This window comes from Pseudactinotalea sp. Z1732 (assembly GCF_049724975.1).
Lineage (GTDB): Bacteria > Actinomycetota > Actinomycetes > Actinomycetales > Beutenbergiaceae > CALKWS01.
This window is the reverse complement of sequence record NZ_JBMPQC010000008.1, coordinates 31,412-48,732: the sequence shown is the minus strand read 5'-3', so window position 1 is coordinate 48,732 and position 17,321 is coordinate 31,412. Positions and strand designations below refer to the sequence as shown.

Annotated in this window: 17 protein-coding genes; 14 read left to right on the top strand and 3 right to left on the bottom strand. The window is 68.8% G+C overall.

The features are described 5' to 3' along the window. Positions 1-40 precede the first annotated feature (40 nt). Entirely contained in the window at positions 41-1,462 is a 1,422-nt protein-coding gene (locus ACPL7H_RS14245; protein ID WP_424797521.1) for a serine hydrolase domain-containing protein, read from the bottom strand. 196 nt (positions 1,463-1,658) lie between these two features. Here ACPL7H_RS14245 and ACPL7H_RS14240 point away from each other — a divergent pair, with 196 nt between their 5' ends. Next, complete coding sequence (locus ACPL7H_RS14240; RefSeq protein WP_424797520.1) at positions 1,659-2,246, top strand: TetR/AcrR family transcriptional regulator; 588 nt, start codon at positions 1,659-1,661, stop codon at positions 2,244-2,246. A 2-nt stretch (positions 2,247-2,248) separates the two neighbouring features. Here ACPL7H_RS14240 and ACPL7H_RS14235 read toward each other — a convergent pair whose 3' ends face one another. Both ACPL7H_RS14235 and ACPL7H_RS14230 read right to left on the bottom strand, forming a co-directional pair. Continuing rightward, a complete protein-coding gene (locus ACPL7H_RS14235) occupies positions 2,249-3,019 on the bottom strand; it encodes an ABC transporter ATP-binding protein (protein ID WP_424797519.1) in 771 nt (256 codons plus the stop codon). Between the two features lie 78 nt (positions 3,020-3,097). Then, positions 3,098-4,240 (bottom strand): acyl-CoA dehydrogenase family protein, encoded by a 1,143-nt coding sequence (locus ACPL7H_RS14230; protein ID WP_424797518.1) that lies wholly within the window; start codon positions 4,238-4,240, stop codon positions 3,098-3,100. A gap of 424 nt (positions 4,241-4,664) precedes the next feature. Here ACPL7H_RS14230 and ACPL7H_RS14225 point away from each other — a divergent pair, with 424 nt between their 5' ends. From ACPL7H_RS14225 to ACPL7H_RS14165, 13 genes are all read left to right on the top strand, one after another. Beyond that, positions 4,665-6,695 (top strand): cytochrome c oxidase assembly protein, encoded by a 2,031-nt coding sequence (locus ACPL7H_RS14225; RefSeq protein ID WP_424797517.1) that lies wholly within the window; start codon positions 4,665-4,667, stop codon positions 6,693-6,695. 166 nt (positions 6,696-6,861) lie between these two features. Next, positions 6,862-7,143 carry an HU family DNA-binding protein gene (locus tag ACPL7H_RS14220; RefSeq protein WP_424788257.1) on the top strand — a complete coding sequence of 94 codons (282 nt, stop codon included), beginning with the start codon at positions 6,862-6,864 and terminating at the stop codon, positions 7,141-7,143. A 258-nt stretch (positions 7,144-7,401) separates the two neighbouring features. After that, a complete protein-coding gene (locus ACPL7H_RS14215; protein ID WP_424797516.1) occupies positions 7,402-8,901 on the top strand; it encodes an arsenic transporter in 1,500 nt (499 codons plus the stop codon). Between the two features lie 93 nt (positions 8,902-8,994). Beyond that, a complete protein-coding gene (locus tag ACPL7H_RS14210) occupies positions 8,995-9,669 on the top strand; it encodes a helix-turn-helix domain-containing protein (RefSeq protein WP_424797515.1) in 675 nt (224 codons plus the stop codon). Between the two features lie 14 nt (positions 9,670-9,683). Continuing rightward, positions 9,684-10,100 carry an arsenate reductase ArsC gene (locus tag ACPL7H_RS14205; protein WP_424797514.1) on the top strand — a complete coding sequence of 139 codons (417 nt, stop codon included), beginning with the start codon at positions 9,684-9,686 and terminating at the stop codon, positions 10,098-10,100. Beyond that, positions 10,097-10,819, top strand: a complete 723-nt coding sequence (locus ACPL7H_RS14200) for an arsenate reductase ArsC (protein ID WP_424797513.1) — start codon at positions 10,097-10,099, stop codon at positions 10,817-10,819. The genes ACPL7H_RS14205 and ACPL7H_RS14200 overlap by 4 nt, the downstream gene beginning before the upstream one ends. A gap of 66 nt (positions 10,820-10,885) precedes the next feature. Beyond that, positions 10,886-11,227, top strand: coding sequence for an ArsR/SmtB family transcription factor (locus ACPL7H_RS14195; RefSeq protein ID WP_424797512.1), 342 nt, complete (start codon positions 10,886-10,888; stop codon positions 11,225-11,227). A gap of 22 nt (positions 11,228-11,249) precedes the next feature. Beyond that, positions 11,250-12,170, top strand: coding sequence for a three-helix bundle dimerization domain-containing protein (locus ACPL7H_RS14190; protein WP_424797511.1), 921 nt, complete (start codon positions 11,250-11,252; stop codon positions 12,168-12,170). Positions 12,171-12,296: 126 nt separating this feature from the next. Beyond that, on the top strand, positions 12,297-13,205 hold the full coding sequence (gene pstB, locus ACPL7H_RS14185) for a phosphate ABC transporter ATP-binding protein PstB (RefSeq protein WP_424797510.1): 909 nt from the start codon (positions 12,297-12,299) through the stop codon (positions 13,203-13,205). Positions 13,206-13,260: 55 nt separating this feature from the next. Then, positions 13,261-14,421 (top strand): phosphate ABC transporter substrate-binding protein PstS, encoded by a 1,161-nt coding sequence (gene pstS, locus ACPL7H_RS14180; protein ID WP_424797509.1) that lies wholly within the window; start codon positions 13,261-13,263, stop codon positions 14,419-14,421. Positions 14,422-14,511: 90 nt separating this feature from the next. Next, positions 14,512-15,504 (top strand): phosphate ABC transporter permease subunit PstC, encoded by a 993-nt coding sequence (gene pstC / locus ACPL7H_RS14175; RefSeq protein WP_424797508.1) that lies wholly within the window; start codon positions 14,512-14,514, stop codon positions 15,502-15,504. Then, a complete protein-coding gene (gene pstA / locus ACPL7H_RS14170) occupies positions 15,501-16,430 on the top strand; it encodes a phosphate ABC transporter permease PstA (RefSeq protein WP_424788247.1) in 930 nt (309 codons plus the stop codon). The genes pstC and pstA overlap by 4 nt, the downstream gene beginning before the upstream one ends. Further along, complete coding sequence (locus tag ACPL7H_RS14165) at positions 16,430-17,203, top strand: winged helix-turn-helix domain-containing protein (protein WP_424797507.1); 774 nt, start codon at positions 16,430-16,432, stop codon at positions 17,201-17,203. The genes pstA and ACPL7H_RS14165 overlap by 1 nt, the downstream gene beginning before the upstream one ends. Positions 17,204-17,321: the final 118 nt, after the last annotated feature.

Sequence of the window (17,321 nt, the reverse complement as noted above, 5' to 3'; positions counted from 1 at the left end):
CCTCACGGCCACCGCGCCCCTCGTGCCGTAGCAGGTGCGCTCACGCGCCACCCGGCAGCGGACCGCGAGCCAGGTCGGAGCGGCGGGCCAGGAACGCCTGCGTCGGCCATGCTTGGGCGCCGCCGATCCACACCGAGGTGATCTGGTCGTCGTCGTCCCGCTCGTAGCGCACCTGTTCGCCCACGGGACCGAACCCGGAGGCGCTCTCGATCTGCAGGGAGTTCGCACCGGTGGGGGTGACCTGCAGGTAGGCTTCGGTGGGGTCGGGGTTGCTCGGAGTGAGCAGGTACAACTGGTCGCCGGCGCGGGCCACGTCGGTCACGCCCCACAGACTGGCGAACCGTCCGACGTAGCGGTCCAGGTCCACCTCCGGGCCGGGGGCGGACGCGGGTGCGGGCGGGGGGTTCAGGGCCAACTCGATCAGCCGCACGATGCCGGTGGCCAGCGCGTCGGCCGGTCCGTCGATGGCGTTGGTGAGCACGCTGACCACGATCTGATCGGTCGCGTCGATGTAGGTGCGGGTGATCTGACCCGGGTAGCCACCGGCGTGGCCGGCCAGGTCCCGATCGCCCAGCCGGCGCAGGCTCATACCCACCCCGTACCGGGCGGTAGGAGTGCCCGGGCCCTCGATCACCGACTCCAGGCGCTGCATCACGCGTTTGGAGGCATCGGTCAGGAGCGCGTCCGAGCCCAGGAAGTGGGCTGCGCCGTAGGTGGTCACATCCGCGGCCGTGGAGTAGAAGCCGGTTGCCGGACCGAAGGCACGGGAGTCCACGTGGGTGATCGGCTCGCGCTGATCCGACCCGTGCAGCAGCGCGGTGTGGCCGTGGACGAAGTCCGCCGCCCGAGCCGGATCGAACTCCGGGCCGGTGTCGGCCAACCCGAGCCGATCGATCACGTGTTCGCGGACGTAGTCGGCGTAGCCGGTCCCGGAGGCGGCCTCGATCACCAATCCGAGCAGGGAGTAGGAGACGTTGGAGTACTTGAAGTGTTCGTTGCGCTGGTAGGTCAGGGCCTCATCGGTGGCCAACCGCAACAGTCCGGCGCGGTCGGGGAAGGGGGTGAGTCGCTGCCAGAATCCCTTGTCCCTGCCGTCGCGGATGATCCCGCCCTGGTGGCCGAGCGCCTCCCGGACCGTGACCACTGCGATCGGGGCGTCGGCGAGTTCGGGGATGTGCTCGCCCAGCGGGTCGTCCAACCGCAACCGCCCGGCCTCGACCAACTGCATGATCGCGGTGGCGGTGAAGGTCTTGGAATGGGAGGCGATCCGGAACAGGTGACCAGTGGTCAGTTCCTCCCCGGTGCTGGTGTCGGCCACTCCCCATGCGGTGTTGAGCACGAGCTCCTCCCCGACGCGCACCGCCGCCTGGATCCCGGGTATCCGGGCGTGGGCGCCCTGGAAGGCCAGCCACTGCTCGAGATAGTGGGCCAGGGCTCGGATCGTCTCGGTTCGGGCGTGCATCGGACTCCTTCGCCGGTAATGGATTTCGGTGCCGACGCTATCGTCCCCAGTCGTCCCTGACCCGGAGCCGCGCGGGCCTCGGCGCACCGACAGCGAGGTCGAACGGGCAGGCTCGCACCGCCCGCGCCTCCGTCTCGCGCAGTGAGCGCGCGCGGACGCGGGTTGCCGTCCCGGGACTTCTTCGTACGATGGTTCTATGACCCCGCCGCGCCGCTCCGGTCGGCCCAGGGCTTCCTCCTGGGCCGTGCTCGAGGAGGCCGCCGGGGAATTGTTCCTGGAGCGAGGCTACGCGCGCACCTCCGTGGTGGACATCACGCGCCGGGCCGGGGTCTCCCGGAACACCTTCTTCAACTACTTCACCACCAAGTCCGACCTGCTCTGGACCGCCTTCGACTCAACCTTCGGGGAACTGGCGGATGCGCTGGTGCGCACCCGCGGCGCGGACTTGGATGACGTGGTCCGGCACGCCCTGCTCGAACTCGCTGCGGAGCTTCCTCCGGAGAACGTGGCGCTGGCGTACGGTCAGGCCGAGCCGATGGGACTGGATGAGGAACTGCGCCACGCCGCGTCCTTGCGGGTGGGAACGGTCGGTTCGGTGATTCGCAGGCATGCCGTGGAGGCCGGGGTGGAAGGAGTCCGCGCAGAGGTTGCCGGGACCGCCTACGCCGGAGCACTCATCGCGGCGATCGGGGCGTGGTCCAGGGCGGGTGCCTCCCGGCACTCACTGCCGGAGATCCTCACCGAGGCCTGGGAGCCACTGGTGGGACTGCTCAGGTCGGCCTGATCTCAGGGCCGGAACGGCTGGTTCGCCAGCGGCGCAGCCTCGGCCAGGTCCCGTACTGCCGGGTGGTCGGAGGTGGCCAGCACCTCGCGTAACGGGCCGAACGCCACGAACGAGCCCTCGGCCAGGATGAGCACGTTCGGGCACATCCGCTCCACCAGTTCCAAGTCGTGTGAGAGCAGCAACACCCCGGTGCGCAGTTCGGTGACCAACTCGCCGATCTGCGCGGCCATCTCCAGGCGGGCCGCCGGGTGCACAGCGGTGAGGGGTTCGTCCAGGAACAGGATCTCCGGACGGGTGGCCAGCGCCTTGGCCAGGGCCACCCGCTGACGTTCCCCGCCGGAGAGGGTGATCATCGAGCGGCTCTCGAACCTGTTCGGCAGGCCGACCGTGGCGAGCAACTCCTCCACCGAGGTGGCGTGCGTGCGCCCGGCCTTGCGTGCCTCTGCCAGGGCCCCCTTGAGTACCCGGCCGGCGGTGATCTTGGGGTCGGAGATGGTCATCGAGTACTGCGACACCGCCCGCACCGCACCGTTGAACCGCTTCTTGTCCTTGCGGGACAGGCGGTGCACGTTGCGACCGTCCCAGGTGACCTGCCCGGCGTCGGGTCTCAGCGCGCCCAGCAAGGTCTGCACCAGGGTGGTCTTTCCCACTCCGGACGGGCCGACCACTCCCAGCGGGGGAAGTCCCGGCTCGAGTGTCAGATCGACCCCGTTCAGGACCGGCACTCCGGGGTAACTGACGTTCAGGCCGGTGGCGTGCAGGGTTGCGGACACTTCGGGTGGACTCCTTGGGTGGTGAACGTTTCCTTCCGCATCGTATCCGGCGCGGCCGGCGCGCCCGAGGTGGTGCGCTCAGTCCGGGACGGGACCGAGCAGGTGGGTGGCCATCGTCTGGTGGGCCGAGTCTTCCGAGGAGGGATGGAAGATGCCGGCCAGCACGTCGCGGTACAGCCGGGACAACTCGTGGCGGCGGAAGTAGGAGGCGCCGCCGGCGGCCCGCACGGCGTGTTCCACCACGTCCTTGGCGGCCTGCGTGGTCCGCACCTTCAACGAGGAGAGTTTGGCGAACCACGCCGGACCGTGCTCGACCTGCTCGTCCACATCCCTGGCCAGCGCCAGTAGTTGCGTCCTGGCACCCTCCAGGGCGATTCCGGCCGCCGCGATCCGGCGCCGCGGGTCGGGCAGGTGCGCGAGCGTCGTGCCGTCGTGCTGCATCGAGGTACGGGCGCGCACGGCTTCGATCGCCAGGTCCAGGGCGCGCTGGGCGATCCCGACGTACACCGAGGAGGTGAGGATCTCGAACGAGGAGAAGATCCCGAAGATCAACGGGTCGGGGTTGGGCCCGGGGTCCAGGCGGCGCACCACCCGATCTGCTGCGGCGCGGGCCCCGTCGAGCACGGTGGTGTGGGACTGGGTGGCGCGCATACCCATGGTGTCCCAGTCGTCCTTGGTCGCTACGCCCGAACGGGTGATGAAGGCGTAGACGCTCTTGGGCGCATCGGGGGAGGTGTGATCGCTGCCGAAGGTGCCCAGCCGGGTCCACACCGGCGCCAGGGAGGTGAAGATCTTGGTGCCATGAAAGGTGTAGCCGCCTTCGCCGTCGGGCCGTGCCTCGGTGCGCGAACCGAACAGCACCAGGTCATTGCCAGGCTCGGAGATACCGAAGGCGAGCACCTCCCCCTCGGCGGCCTCCCGCACCACGAACTCCAGCGCGTCGTCGCCGCGGTCGGCCATCACCCGGGCCACCGCGAGCCAGACGTGGTGCATGTTCACGGCCAACGCGGTGGCGCCCGAGGCCCCGGCCAGGCGCATCTGTTCGCCGACCATCTGGGCCAGGGAGAGGCCCGAGCCGCCCAGGTCCACCGGCACCAGGGAGCGTAAGTAGCCGGCACCGGCGAGCTCGTCGAAGTCCTCGATGGGGAACTCGTTGCGTTCGTCGTACCCGGCGGCGCGCTCGCGGATCCGCTCCAACAACTCCTCGGTCAACACGCTCATCGTCCACCTCCGGTTGGGTTCGCCTCGCGTCGAGCCTAATCACCGACCTGTCGTGCCGCCCCCTGCGGGCCGACGGACCGGCCCTCCGCTGTGGCCCACGGGACCCACCAACTCGGGACCCGGCCGGCCGGTCGTACACTAGGGACCAACCCGGCGAACCCGGCGAGGTCCCTCGATCCGACGACGGCGCTGCGCGCCGCCCGGGGGATGCGCCGTCGAACTCGGGCGATCCAGCCCCGGCTGGACGGGCGTTCCGTCCGTGCCAGGGACCGGGTCGTTCGGCCCGGCCCCACAGCCTTCCTACCAGAGCAGTCCGAGGTGAACACAGGTGCCAGCGGTTTCTGACGCCACGCGAACCGGGTCACCGGCCACGCAGGGTCGGCGACGGCTAGGCGGCCGGCGTGGCTACCTCGCCTTGATCGGCGTGGCATTGGTGGTAGCGGTGGCCGTGAGTCTGCTCGCCCTGACCACGACCGGTGAGTTGGTTGCCCAGGCGCTGCTGGACCCCGGGGCCGGCGTGCGGTACGGGCTCCCGGTCTCCCGGGCCGTCCATGACATCGCCGCCGCGGCGACGGTCGGTACCGCGGTGCTGGCCGCCTTCGCCCTGCCCGGGAATCCGGACCACCGCGGCGTCTCCGGCATCCACCAGTGGCGCCTGGCCCGCTGGGGCGCCCTGGCCGCCGGGTGCTGGGCACTGGCCGGATTGGGTCTCCTCGTTCTCACCACCGCCCACACCATCGGTATGCCCCTGACCGACCCGGGGCTGTTCGGCCAGGTGGTCTTCTTCGCCACCGAGCTGCAGGCCGGTCGAACCCGGGTGCTATCGGTGGCCCTGGTGCTGGTGACGGTGGTGTTGCTGGCCTTCCCCAGCCGCATCGGCCGGTTGGGGTGGGCCGGCGGGCTGAGCATCGCGGCATTGCTCCCGCTGGCGCTTTCCGGGCACGCCGCCGGCGCCGATGAACATGCCAACGCCGTCAACAGTCTCGGCGTACACCTCATCGGGGTGACCATATGGGTCGGAGGGTTGCTTGCGCTGTGCGTGCTGGCGCCGCGCCTTGGCAGGCACCTGCGCCCGGTGACGCTGCGTTACTCCCGGCTGGCCCTGGTGGCGTTCGCCGCGGTTGCGCTCTCCGGTGTGGTCAACGGACTGCTGCGGCTGCAGGGCCCGGAGGATCTGTTCGCCCATCCCTACGGCCGGCTGCTGCTGGTCAAGATCGCGGCGCTGGCTGTGCTCGGCACGGCCGGCTGGGTGCAGCGGCAACGGATCCTCCCCTCCCTGGACGGGCCCACGGGCACGCGCCGGTTCGTGCGTCTGGCGGCCGGTGAGATCGTGGTGATGGCCCTGACGGTGGGGGTCTCCGTGGCACTGTCGGCAAGTGCCCCGCCGGTGCCCCAGGAGCGGGTCACCTACGACGTCCAGCATGCGCTGCTGGGCTTCGCCCCGCCCCCGCCGGTCTCGCCGGTGAACCTTCTCACCCAGGTGCAACCGGACTGGATGCTGATCGCCGCGGTGCTGCTCGCCTCGATCCTGTACCTGCGGGGGGTGCGCATCCTGACGCGACGCTCGGTGACCTGGCCGATCCACCGCACGATCTGCTGGCTCCTGGCGATGGTGCTGCTGGTCTTCTCCACCAGCGGCGGGCTGGGCGTGTACGGGCGGCTGCAGTTCAGCACCCACATGCTCCAGCACATGAGCCTGATGATGGTGATCCCGTTGCTGTTGGTACTCGGGGCGCCGGTGCTGCTGGCGCTGCGGGCGTTGCCGGTGCGGCGCGACGGCTCCCGGGGCGTGCGCGAGTGGCTGTTGGTGATACTGCAGTCCCGGTACGGCCACTTCATCACCCGGCCGGTGGTCGCGGGAGTGATCTTCGCCGGGAGCCTGATCGCCTTCTACTTCACCGGCTGGTTCGAGTGGGCGCTGCGCGATCACGGCGGTCACGTGGTGATGCAGGCGCACTTCCTGCTGACCGGGTACGTCTTCTTCTGGGTGCTGATCGGCGTGGACCCCGGTCCACGGAAACCGCCGCATCTGGTCCGGCTGCTGGTGCTGTTGGTGACGATGGTCTTCCACGCCTTCTTCGGCATCTCGGTGATGGCCCTCAGTTACGTCCTCGCCGAGGACTGGTGGAACCAGCTGGGCTTCACCGACACGGAGGCGCTGCTGGCCGACCAATCCGTCGGTGGGGCGATCGCCTGGGGCGCCGGTGAGTTCCCGGTGATCATCGCCGCCCTGGTCCTGGCCGCACAGTGGCTGCGCTCGGATGAGCGTCAGGCCCGCCGACTGGATGAGCGAGCCGTGCGCGACGGCGACCGGGAATTGCACGACTACAACGACTACCTGCGCCGATTGCACGCCCAGGACGAAGCAGGTTCCGCGGCAGGTTCTGGCACTGCCACCGCCCTGGGAGGCGATTCGCCGCCCGGAGCCGCGGACGGTGCCAAGGGTCGTTACTGATGTGACACATGTGAGTAATGTGATTGATGTGGAGATTGAACTCGAAAGAATCGGCGAAATCTCGCTGAAAACGAGCGTGTTGGTGCCGATTGCCCCATCGGAGTCGTAGTGTCGTCACGGCGCTACCCAGACGGGTTGCGATCAAGATCGATGAGAGGGAACTTACGTGTCCGTCAACCGCACTGACCTCGTAGCTGCAATTGCCGAGAAGTCTGGACTGAACAAGTCCCAGGCTGACGCCGCCCTGGGTGCCTTCCAGGAGGTTCTGGTGGAGTCCCTGGGCAAGGGTGAGCCCGTCAAGGTCACCGGCCTGCTGAGCGTGGAGCGCGTCGAGCGCGCTGCCCGCACCGGCCGTAACCCCCGCACCGGTGAAGAGATCGAGATCCCCGCCGGATACGGCGTGAAGGTCTCTGCCGGCTCGGTCCTGAAGAAGGCCGTCGCCAAGTGACCCACTCCGCTCGGGTCTGACCCGAGCGGGCTACGAAGGGGCGCGAAGACCGGATGCGGTCTTCGCGCCCCTTCTTTGTCGGCCGGAATCGGTACCGGGGGCGAGGGTGCACGCTACAGATTGACGCCTATCGATGGGTCGTGCCATGCTGCGCGGTGTTTGATCGATGGTCGTCAATGTGAAGGCGACCGTGCGCTGACAAGAAGGGCTCGACGCGTCATGTCCACGACGACGAACCTGCACGGGCAGGTGTGAGGCGTGCTGCTCGCGCTGGTCATCTTCGCCGTCACCCTTGTCCTGGTGATCTGGCAGCCGAGAGGGTTGGGCATCGGGTGGAGCGCCCTGGGCGGCGCCGTGGTGGCACTTCTGGCCGGGGTGGTCCATCTCAGTGACGTCTCCGTGGTGTGGGGCATCGTGTGGAACGCCACGTTGACCTTCGTCGCCATCATCATCATCTGCTCGATCCTGGACGAGGCGGGCTTCTTCGAGTGGTCTGCCCTGCACGTGGCCCGCTGGGCACGGGGCAGCGGTAGTGCGTTGTTCAACCTCATCGTCGTACTCGGCGCGGCGGTCGCGGCGGTGTTCGCCAACGACGGCGCCGCCCTGACCCTGACCCCGATCGTGTTCGGGATGATCATGGCGTTGAAGTTCTCGCCGAAGGTCGCCTTCGGGCTGGTGATCGCCACCGGCTTCATCGCCGACACCGCCAGTCTGCCCTTCGTCGTGTCCAACCTGGTCAACATCGTGATTGCCGACTACTTCGGAATCGGCTTCGCTCGGTACGCCCTGGTCATGGTGCCGGTGGCGCTCGTCTCGGTCGCCGCGAGCCTGGGGATGCTGCGGTTGTTCTTCCGCAAGGACATTCCGGGTCGGTATGACCCCAGCGCGTTGCGGCGTCCGGCCGAGGCGGTGGGCGATCCGACGACGTTCCGAGCCGGCGTCGTCGTGCTGGTGATCGTGCTGATCGGCTACTTCGCTGCCGATGCCGTCGGCATGCCGGTTGCCGCCGTGGCCGGGCCCGGCGCGTTGGTGCTTGCGCTGATCGCAGCCCGCCGGCCACGGGCGTTGTTCCGCCGGGTCGGTGCCCGGGCACGCCCGTCGGGTCAGGACGAGGACCTCGCCGCACTCCCGGCGACCGATGCCCACGTGCCGGACGCCGGGGACGAGCGGCAGGAGGGGGCGGCGCCGGCCGTGACGGACCTTGCCCGGTTCGGTCAGGGCGGGGCCGGACTGAGCCGGACGGCGCCGCTCACCTCGGCCGAACCTGCGATCGCGGTGTGGTCGGTGGTGCGGGGCGCCCCGTGGCAGATCGTGCTGTTCAGCCTGGGGATGTACCTGGTGGTCTATGGGCTGCGCAATCAAGGCCTCACCGACCACCTGGGGGAGTTGTTGGCGGCGATAGCCCAGCATGGCGACCTGGCCACGGCCACCGGTACCGGTTTCCTGGTGGCCGGGATGTCGTCGGTGATGAACAACATGCCCACCACCTTGATCGCCGCCCTGGGCATCGAATCAGCCGGGGCTACCGGGCTGACCGAACAGATGATGGTCTACGCGGCCGTGATCGGGGCGGATCTGGGGCCGAAGATCACCCCGATCGGATCCCTGGCGACGCTGCTGTGGTTGTCGGTCCTTGATCGCAAGGGCATGCACATCGGATGGGGAACCTACTTCAAGATCGGGATCGTGCTCACGATCCCGGTACTGGCCGTCACGCTGCTCGCACTTGCCGGGTGGTTGACGATCCTCGGCGCCTGAGACCCCTGACGGTAGGGCCTGGCCATCCGGCAGCGAGGCCTCCCGGGGTGGCGCGGGTTGACACCGTCGCATTACTCAATCACTATTGACTCAATGAGTGATGAGGGAAGTTCGATCGAGCGGCGAGCCCGGTTGCACGCCGCCCTCGCCGACCCAGCACGGCTGCGGATCCTCGACGTGTTGGCCCTGGGCGATGCCTCGCCCTCCGAACTCGCTGAGACCCTGGGTGCGCCGTCGAACCTCGTGGCCCACCATCTCGGTGTGCTGGAGCGTGAAGGGGTGCTGAGCCGGAAGAAGTCCGAGGCCGATCGACGACGCAGTTACGTCCAGATCGTGCCCGGGTCGTTGGACGAACTCACGCCCTGGGACCATCGCCGGGTCGTGCGGGTGGTGTTCGTGTGCACCCGAAACTCCGCTCGCTCCCACCTCGCCGCCGCACTGTGGCGCGTCGCGAGCCAGGTTCCGGTGATCTCGGCCGGTACCCACCCGGCTGACCGGATCTCCCGCGGGGCCATCGAGGTCGCCCGCCGTCACGGCCTGGACCTGCCCCTGGTGCGGCCCCGGCACCTCAGCGACGTGCTGGCGGAGGGTGACCTGCTCATCAGCGTCTGCGACCGGGCCCACGAGGAACTGGCCTTGCCCATCGACATCCACTGGTCGGTTCCCGACCCCGTCACCCGCGGGGACGACGGCGCGTTCGACGAAGCGCTCGATGAACTCACGCGCAGGGTCCAGACTCTCGCGCCCCGACTGTCCCCGATGCCCTAGAAGGAGATCACCAGATGGCTCACCCTCCCAGCGTCCTGTTCGTCTGCGTCCACAATGCCGGTCGTTCCCAGATGGCCGCGGGTCTACTCACCGCCCTATCCGCAGGGCGGGTGGAGGTGCGGTCGGCCGGTTCGGCGCCGAAGGACCAGATCAACCCCGTTGCCGTGGAGGCGATGAAGGAGCTCGGCATCGACATCTCCGCCAATGAGCCCAAGATTCTCACCCCGGATGCGGTGCAGTCCTCCGACGTGGTGGTCACGATGGGCTGCGGGGATGCCTGCCCCTACTTCCCGGGGGTTCGGTACGAGGACTGGGAGCTGGAGGACCCTGCGGGCAAGGACATCGAGACCGTCCGCCGGGTACGTGACGACATCCAGGTCCGGGTCCAGAAACTACTGACGGAGTTGCTGCCCGCGGCGGCAGCGCGATGACCTCCGCGGGCGTCGACGGCCGCGCCCCGCATGAGGCTCACCCCCGGGACGACACAGCCGTCCCGGCGGTGCGGAGCGAGGGCGGGGGGTTGTCGGGACTGCTCCGCCCCGACCGGGTCCTGGACCGGATCGCGCAAGACCTCGCGGAACGGTTCGCCAGTGTGTTCAGTCCCGAGACGGTCGACCGTTACGTGGTGGAGTCTCATGCCGCACTAGCGCGGACGTCGAGGGTCCCCACCCACCTGCCGGCCCTGACGGCACGGTTCGCCGCGGACCGGTTGCACGCCCTGGCCCGGGCCGAGGCAGTGGTGCCGCGCGATGTGCCCGAGGTGCTGTTCGTCTGCGTCCAGAACGCCGGGCGTTCCCAGATGGCGGCCGGTCTGCTCAACCGGCGTGCGGCCGGCCGGGTGCGCGTGCGTTCAGCGGGTTCCGCACCGGAGGAAGCGATCCACCCGAGCGTGGTGGCCGCGATGGCCGAGGTGGGCGTCGACCTCACCGCGGAGTTCCCCAAGCCGCTGACCGACGAGGTGGTGCGAGCCGCCGACGTCGTGATCGCGATGGGCTGCGGAGATGCCTGCCCGGTCTATCCGGGCAAGCGATACGAGCACTGGCCCCTGGAAGACCCGGCGGAGGCCACGGTCGAGGAGGCCCGGCGGATCCGGGACGTGGTCGACGCCCACGTGCGCCGACTCATGACCGAACTGCTCCTGGAGCCCTGATGGCCTGCGGCCCCGCCGATGTGCCCCCGCCGATCCGGCGCGGCGCCGGGGCTAGGATGGCGTGCCATGACCCCCGCCCCGGCTCGGCGCCCCGCGGATGCCGAGCCGGCACCTGCGGCGTTGCAGCCGGCGATGAGCCGCGAGGAGGCGGAGAGCACGGCCGGCCTGCTGAAGGTCGTCTCCACTCCGACCCGGTTGCAACTGCTGAGCCTGATCCACCACAGCCCAACCGGCGAAGCGTGCGTCACCGACCTCGCCGCGGCTCTGAACTTCCGGCAGCCGACGATCACCTACCACCTCAAGGTCCTCGCCGAGGCCGGGATCATCACACGCACTCCCCGCGGCCGGCGCGTCTGGTGCTCGATCGTCCCGGAGCGGTTGGCCGCCATCGGGGACCTGCTGAGGTAGTCGGCTCCCTCGGGAGCAATGGGTGACCCGGCTGCGCGCACGTCGGCTCGCGGTCATGGCCGACCCGGCACGTGTGCAATTGCTCGACCTCATCCTGCACCGGTGGGACGTCACGGCGCTGACGTTGGCCGGCCGTCAGATGGACGTCGCCGCGGTGCAGGCTCATCTGGACGCGATGGCCGACGTCGGGCTGCTGGAGCCTCGTCGGCTCCACGAAGGGGAGCGTTCCTACGCGCCGACTGCCGATGCCCTGGCCATGTTCGGCGGGCAGGTACTGGACCGGCGGGAGGACCGGAGGGCACGCCCGGTGCCACGCCCTACCGGGCTGGTCGAGGCCCTCGCGCGGGACTTCCAGGGGGTCTTCGCCAGGGAAACGATCGAGCAGTTCGTGGTGGACAGTCACGCACTCCTGGCCGCCCGGGCCAGCGTCCGGGCCCACCTTCCGGTCCTGACTGCCCGGTTCGCGGCCGATCGTCTGGCCGCACTGGCCCGGGCAGAAGGGCGCACTCTGCGCACGAGCACCGACGTCCTGTTCGTCTGCGTGCGCAATGCCGGACGGTCCCAGATCGCCGCAGCCATCCTGCGCAGCCGCGCCGGACCGCACGTGCGGGTGCGGACCGCCGGCTCATTGCCCGGGGCCCGGATCAACCCGCACGTCGCCACGCTGCTGGAACGTCGTGGTCACGCCACCGTCAATGAGTTCCCCAAGCCGCTGACCGAGGAGGTGGTCCGCGCCTCCGACTACGTCATCACGATGGGGTGCGGAGACGCCTGTCCGCTGCACCCAGGGCCGACCTACCTGGACTGGCAGGTGCTTGATCCATCCGGCCAGCAGGAGTCGGTCGTCGAGGCGATCATCGACGAGGTCACGCACCGTGTCGAAGGCCTGCTGCGCACCCTGTCCGGACCCGCGGCAACGGCGGGCACGCGCGGCAAAGCATAGAGGTACGTCGATGTTGTGCCGGAAGTCGGCCCTCGTTCACCCGGGATTCATATAGAGGGGCTTCTATGTGTCTCGACGCCGTGGTTGCAGCCCGCGGCCACTCACCTCGAGACGAACGGAGACCCTATGGCGCACCGGCCAGCGCCGACCCCGACCGACCAGCGCCCTGAGATCGACCAGCGGCCTGAGATCCAGATCGAGTTCGGCCGTGATCACACCCCGGCGAGTCGTGGGAACACACCGCCAGAAGAGTTCGAGGCTCCTGTCTTCGAACTGGATGATGCCTCGGTCAGTTACGGGTCTTTCGCGGCCATCAAAGACGTCAGTATGACCATCCCGCGGCGCGAGATCACCGCGCTGATCGGGCCCAGCGGCTGCGGGAAATCCACCCTGCTGCGCTCATTGAACCGGATGAACGACCTCATCCCCGGCGCCGGCATCGGTGGATCCTTCCGCTACAACGGCGAGGACATCTACGCCCCCGGCGTCGACCCGGTGGAGGTGCGCCGGCGGATCGGGATGGTCTTCCAGAAGCCGAATCCGTTCCCGAAGTCGATCTACGACAACGTCGCCTTCGGGCCACGCCTGAACGGTCACCGGGGCAGGATGGACGACCTCGTCGAGGAAGCGTTGCGCAAGGCGTTCCTGTGGGATGAGGTGAAGGACAAGCTCAAGGACTCCGGGTTCTCCCTGTCCGGGGGGCAGCAACAACGGCTGTGCATCGCCCGCGCGATCGCGGTGAGCCCCGACGTCATCCTGATGGACGAGCCCTGTTCGGCGCTCGACCCGATCGCCACCCTGCGCATCGAAGACCTCATGCGCCAGATGCGCGACGAGTACACGATCGTCATCGTCACGCACAACATGCAGCAGGCGGCCCGGGTCTCGGACCGCACCGCATTCCTCACGGTCGACATCGACGACGAGGCCGGCGAGCGGAGCGGCGCGCTCGTCGAGTACGACCTGACCAGCACGATCTTCGCCAACGCGTCCGACCAACGGACCGAGGACTACATCACCGGCCGCTTCGGCTGACCGAGTCCACTTCCCGCACCGACCCACACCCACCCCCAAGGAGACGGAAGACACCATGACCAGCACCACCCTCACCAAGCCACGGGCGGCCTCCGCGGCAGCCATTACCGCACTCGCGCTCGTGCTCGCATCCTGCGCAGGTAGCCAGGGCCCGGCCGACGCCGCCCCGGGCGACGACGCAGAGCCGGCCGAGGAGATCAGCGCCGACGACCCCGACGACGCCGACGACGACTCGGCGAGCGCCGGCCTGAGCGGCGAACTGGAAGGAGCCGGTGCGAGTTTCCCCAACCCGGTCTTCCAGGACTGGGCCTTCGAGTACTCCAGCGAGGTCGAGACCGGGGTGCAGATCAACTACCAGTCGATCGGCTCGGGCGGTGGGATCGAACAGTTCCTGCAGCAGACCATCGACTTCGGTTCCTCCGAGCGCTACCTGCGCGACGAGGACCTCGAGGCCGGGGCCGCGGCACGTGGCTGCGCGGCCATTCAGTTTCCGGTGCTCTTCGGTGCGGTGACGCTCGCATTCGGCGACGACGAGATGGAGGGCCTGGTCCTGGACGCAGAGACGATCGCGGGCATCTTCCAGCGGGAGATCACCCACTACGACGCCCCGGAGATCGCCGAGCTCAACCCCGACCGCGATCTGCCGAACACCGAGATCATCCCGGTACACCGTTCCGACGGCTCCGGGACCACCTCGGTGTTCACCACCTACCTCGAGGACGCCGCACCGAACTGGACGCTCGGTTCGGGCACCGAGGTGCAGTGGCCGGCCGAGACCCTCGGCGGCCAGGGCAACGAGGGCGTCACCGCAGGAATCGAGCAGAACCCCGGTGGTATCGGCTACGTGAACCAGGCTTACGCCATCGTCAACGACCTCGCTACAGCGGCGGTGGTGAACGAAGACGGACATGCGGTTCAGGCCACCCTGGAGGCCACCACTGAGGCCCTCGAGGTGCTGGAGATCCCGGACAGCTTCCAGTTCGACATCCTTGGAGTCGGGGGAGAAGGCTTCCCCATCGTCGGCGCCAACTGGATCTTTGCCTGGGAATGCGGGTATGACGACGACACCGCCGAGATGCTCAAGCACTACTGGACCTGGGCCACCCAGGACCAGGTGGCCATCGACCTGGCCCGGGACCTCGCCTACGCGCCGCTCGGCGACGGACTGCGCCCCCGGGTGCAGGAGGCCATCGACCTCATCAACAGCCAGGAGTAGACCGGGTCGCAGGGCGGGCCGCAGCCACGCCCGCCCTGCCCCCGATCTTCACCACCGACCCTCAGTTCCTGATGAGCAGATCGGCCACCAATGACTGTGACCAAGCCACCCGGGCGTAGTGCACTGCACAGCCACGGGGCCGGGCGGTACTCCGACCGGATCTTCACCGCGTTCCTGGCGCTTGCCGGCGCCAGTGTGCTGCTCGTGCTCGGGGCGATGCTGCTGCGCACTGTCTTCGACGCCTACCCGGTCTTCGTCTACCAGGGCTTCTTCGAGTTCGTCCTCGGGCCGGAGTGGCACGCCGGGTTCGCGCGTCACGAGTTCACCGGGACCTACGGTGCGATGCCGTTCATCCTCGGCACGTTGTACACCTCGGCGATCGCGGTCGCGATCGCACTTCCGCTGGCGATCTGCGTGTCACTGTTCATCACCTTCTACGCCAGCAGGAGGTTCCGCACCCTGCTGTCCTACAGCGTGGAGATCCTCGCCGCGGTGCCCTCGATCATCTTCGGCCTGTGGGGCCTGCTCTGGTTCGTGCCGAACGTGTTGCACCCGATCTCCCGGGCGATCAACACCACTCTCGGCTCGGTGTTCCCCTTCGTCGGCGGTTCGGTACCGAACACCAACTACTTCCACGCCGGGGTCGTGCTGGCGATCATGATCCTGCCGATCATCACCGCGATCACCCGCGAGGTGATGGCCGCCACCCCACCGGAGGAGGTCCACGCCGCCTACGGGCTCGGGGCGACCAAGAGCGAGGTGCTCGGAAGGATCGTGCTGCCCCGATCCTTCGGAGGCATCGTCGGAGCGACGATGCTGGGTCTGGGCCGCGCACTGGGGGAGACGATCGCGGTGCTGATGCTCATCGGAGGTTCACAACAAGCCGGGTCCAGGCTGTTCTTTCCCGGGGACTCTCTTGCCGCCCACATCGCTGCGACGTTCCAGGACGCCTCACCCGAGACGCTGACGGCGTTGATGGGGATCGGCGTCGTGCTGTTCCTGTTGACCATGGTCGTGAACGTCCTTGCACGTCTGATCGTGTGGCGATTCGCCCGGACCGCTTCTGCTGGAGATGCCCTGTGACGCACACCCTGACCCGTCCGAACGAGAAGTCCGGGCCCTCTGCCCCCGCACCTCTCACGTCCCGGACCGGCAACGGCAGACGCCGCAAGCGTTTCGATGCGGCTACCCGGGTCGTGTTGACGTTCCTGATGGTGTTGGCCGCGATCCCCCTGCTACTCATCATCATCGAGGTGGTTCGGATGGGGGCCGGGGTGATCTCCTGGGAGTTCTTCACCGAACGGGAGCACCCGCCGGCACGGGAGGGCGGCGGGTACGCCGCCGGCTTCATCGGCACCGGGATCATCATGCTGATGGCGATCGGCATCTCGGTACCGCTCGGCCTGGCCGCTGCGGTCTATCTGGTCGACTACGGCACAGGGTCGTTCGCCACCCTGATCCGTTTCGTCACCGACGTCATGACAGGTATCCCGTCGGTGTTCATCGGGTTGGCCGTCTACGCGATCCTGGTGCTGGGTACCGGACAGGTGGTCGGATTCGGGGCGTTCACCGGCGCGGTCGCGATCGCGATCGTGATGCTGCCCATCGTGGTGCGCTCCTGCGAGGAGGTGCTCAAGACCGTCTCAGCGGACATCCGCCGCGGATCCTTTGCGCTGGGTGCGCGCAAGTGGCAGACCACCACCCGTGTGGTCCTGCCGGCTGCCGCCCCGGGCCTGACCACCAGCGTGATGCTCGCCATCGCCCGCGGCGCGGGGGAGACCGCCCCGCTCATCCTCACCGCATTCGGCAACGTCAACATCGTCTACGCCGCCTACAACGTGGCGATCAGCGCCGTGCCGTTGCAGATCTACAACGGCGCCCGGCAACCGTTCGATCCGGGGATCGAACGGGCCTGGGGTGGGGCGCTGGCCCTGCTGGTGGTGGTCCTGGTGCTCACCGTCGTCGCCCGGTACGTCGGAGCACGCGCCTCGAAAGCCCACCGCGTGTGATGGTCGCTGCCCACGTTGCCCCGGACCCGGCGACCGACCGAGCTACCGAGGTGCGCTACCTGGACACTCTGCGCACCTGGCAGCGGCATGGGCAGGTCAACTCGGTGTCGTTCCTCGACCCCGGGCTCGACTGCGAGGCACCGATCATCAAGGATCTGCGCGGAATCGGCCTCGCGGTCGCGGTGCACACCGAACCGCACCGAGCGCTGCTCGCCTGCGGCCGTGACCAACCCGACGTCCTGGTGCTCTCCACGGCCGTGCCCACGGCAGAGGCGATCGGTGCGGTGAGCGCGATCCGGGACGAACTGGGCACACCGGTACTGCTCGCACTCGGGACGGATGAGACCGAGGCCGCCTCGCCCATCATCTTCGCCGGCGCCAGACCCATCCTGGAGCACCCCTACCGGCTCGACTCGGTTCTGACCGCACTCGCCGGGATCGAGGGGAGCACACGGACCACGCGGCCCCTCGAACTCGGCCCCCTGTGGCTCGACCCGGCCGCGATCGAGGCCCAGGTGCACGGCCGCGTGGTCCGCCTCAGCCTGAGGGAGTTCAGGCTGCTGTACGCCCTCGCGGGCCGTGCCGATGAGGTGATCGGCACCGCGGACCTGATCAGCATCGTGGGGCCGGGGCGTGGCGGCGTCCCGGTGGCGCTCACCCCGATGGTGAAGCGGGTGCGTGAGAAGCTGGTGCGCGCGGGTGTCGACCCGGTGGAGAACGTCCGAGGGCTCGGTTACCGGCTGGCCGTAGCACGGCTGTCGTCTGCGCCCTGAACCGCTGGACACCGGGTCAGGCGCGGGGCGGACGCTTCGGGTGCGATGCGGAGAGGACGAAGAGGCAGGCATCGGCCACGACGGGAGTGCGGGGTGGTGGAGCCCGGTTGAGCGGGCT

Coding starts and splice junctions, on each gene's coding strand:
- ACPL7H_RS14230 (WP_424797518.1), bottom strand. CDS start 4,240: ATGAGCGTGTTGACCGAGGAGTTGTTGGAGCGGATCCGCGAGCGCGCC.
- ACPL7H_RS14240 (WP_424797520.1), top strand. CDS start 1,659: ATGACCCCGCCGCGCCGCTCCGGTCGGCCCAGGGCTTCCTCCTGGGCC.
- ACPL7H_RS14210 (WP_424797515.1), top strand. CDS start 8,995: ATGAGTGATGAGGGAAGTTCGATCGAGCGGCGAGCCCGGTTGCACGCC.
- ACPL7H_RS14200 (WP_424797513.1), top strand. CDS start 10,097: ATGACCTCCGCGGGCGTCGACGGCCGCGCCCCGCATGAGGCTCACCCC.
- pstC (WP_424797508.1), top strand. CDS start 14,512: ATGACTGTGACCAAGCCACCCGGGCGTAGTGCACTGCACAGCCACGGG.
- ACPL7H_RS14245 (WP_424797521.1), bottom strand. CDS start 1,462: ATGCACGCCCGAACCGAGACGATCCGAGCCCTGGCCCACTATCTCGAG.
- ACPL7H_RS14205 (WP_424797514.1), top strand. CDS start 9,684: ATGGCTCACCCTCCCAGCGTCCTGTTCGTCTGCGTCCACAATGCCGGT.
- ACPL7H_RS14165 (WP_424797507.1), top strand. CDS start 16,430: ATGGTCGCTGCCCACGTTGCCCCGGACCCGGCGACCGACCGAGCTACC.
- pstB (WP_424797510.1), top strand. CDS start 12,297: ATGGCGCACCGGCCAGCGCCGACCCCGACCGACCAGCGCCCTGAGATC.
- pstS (WP_424797509.1), top strand. CDS start 13,261: ATGACCAGCACCACCCTCACCAAGCCACGGGCGGCCTCCGCGGCAGCC.
- ACPL7H_RS14195 (WP_424797512.1), top strand. CDS start 10,886: ATGACCCCCGCCCCGGCTCGGCGCCCCGCGGATGCCGAGCCGGCACCT.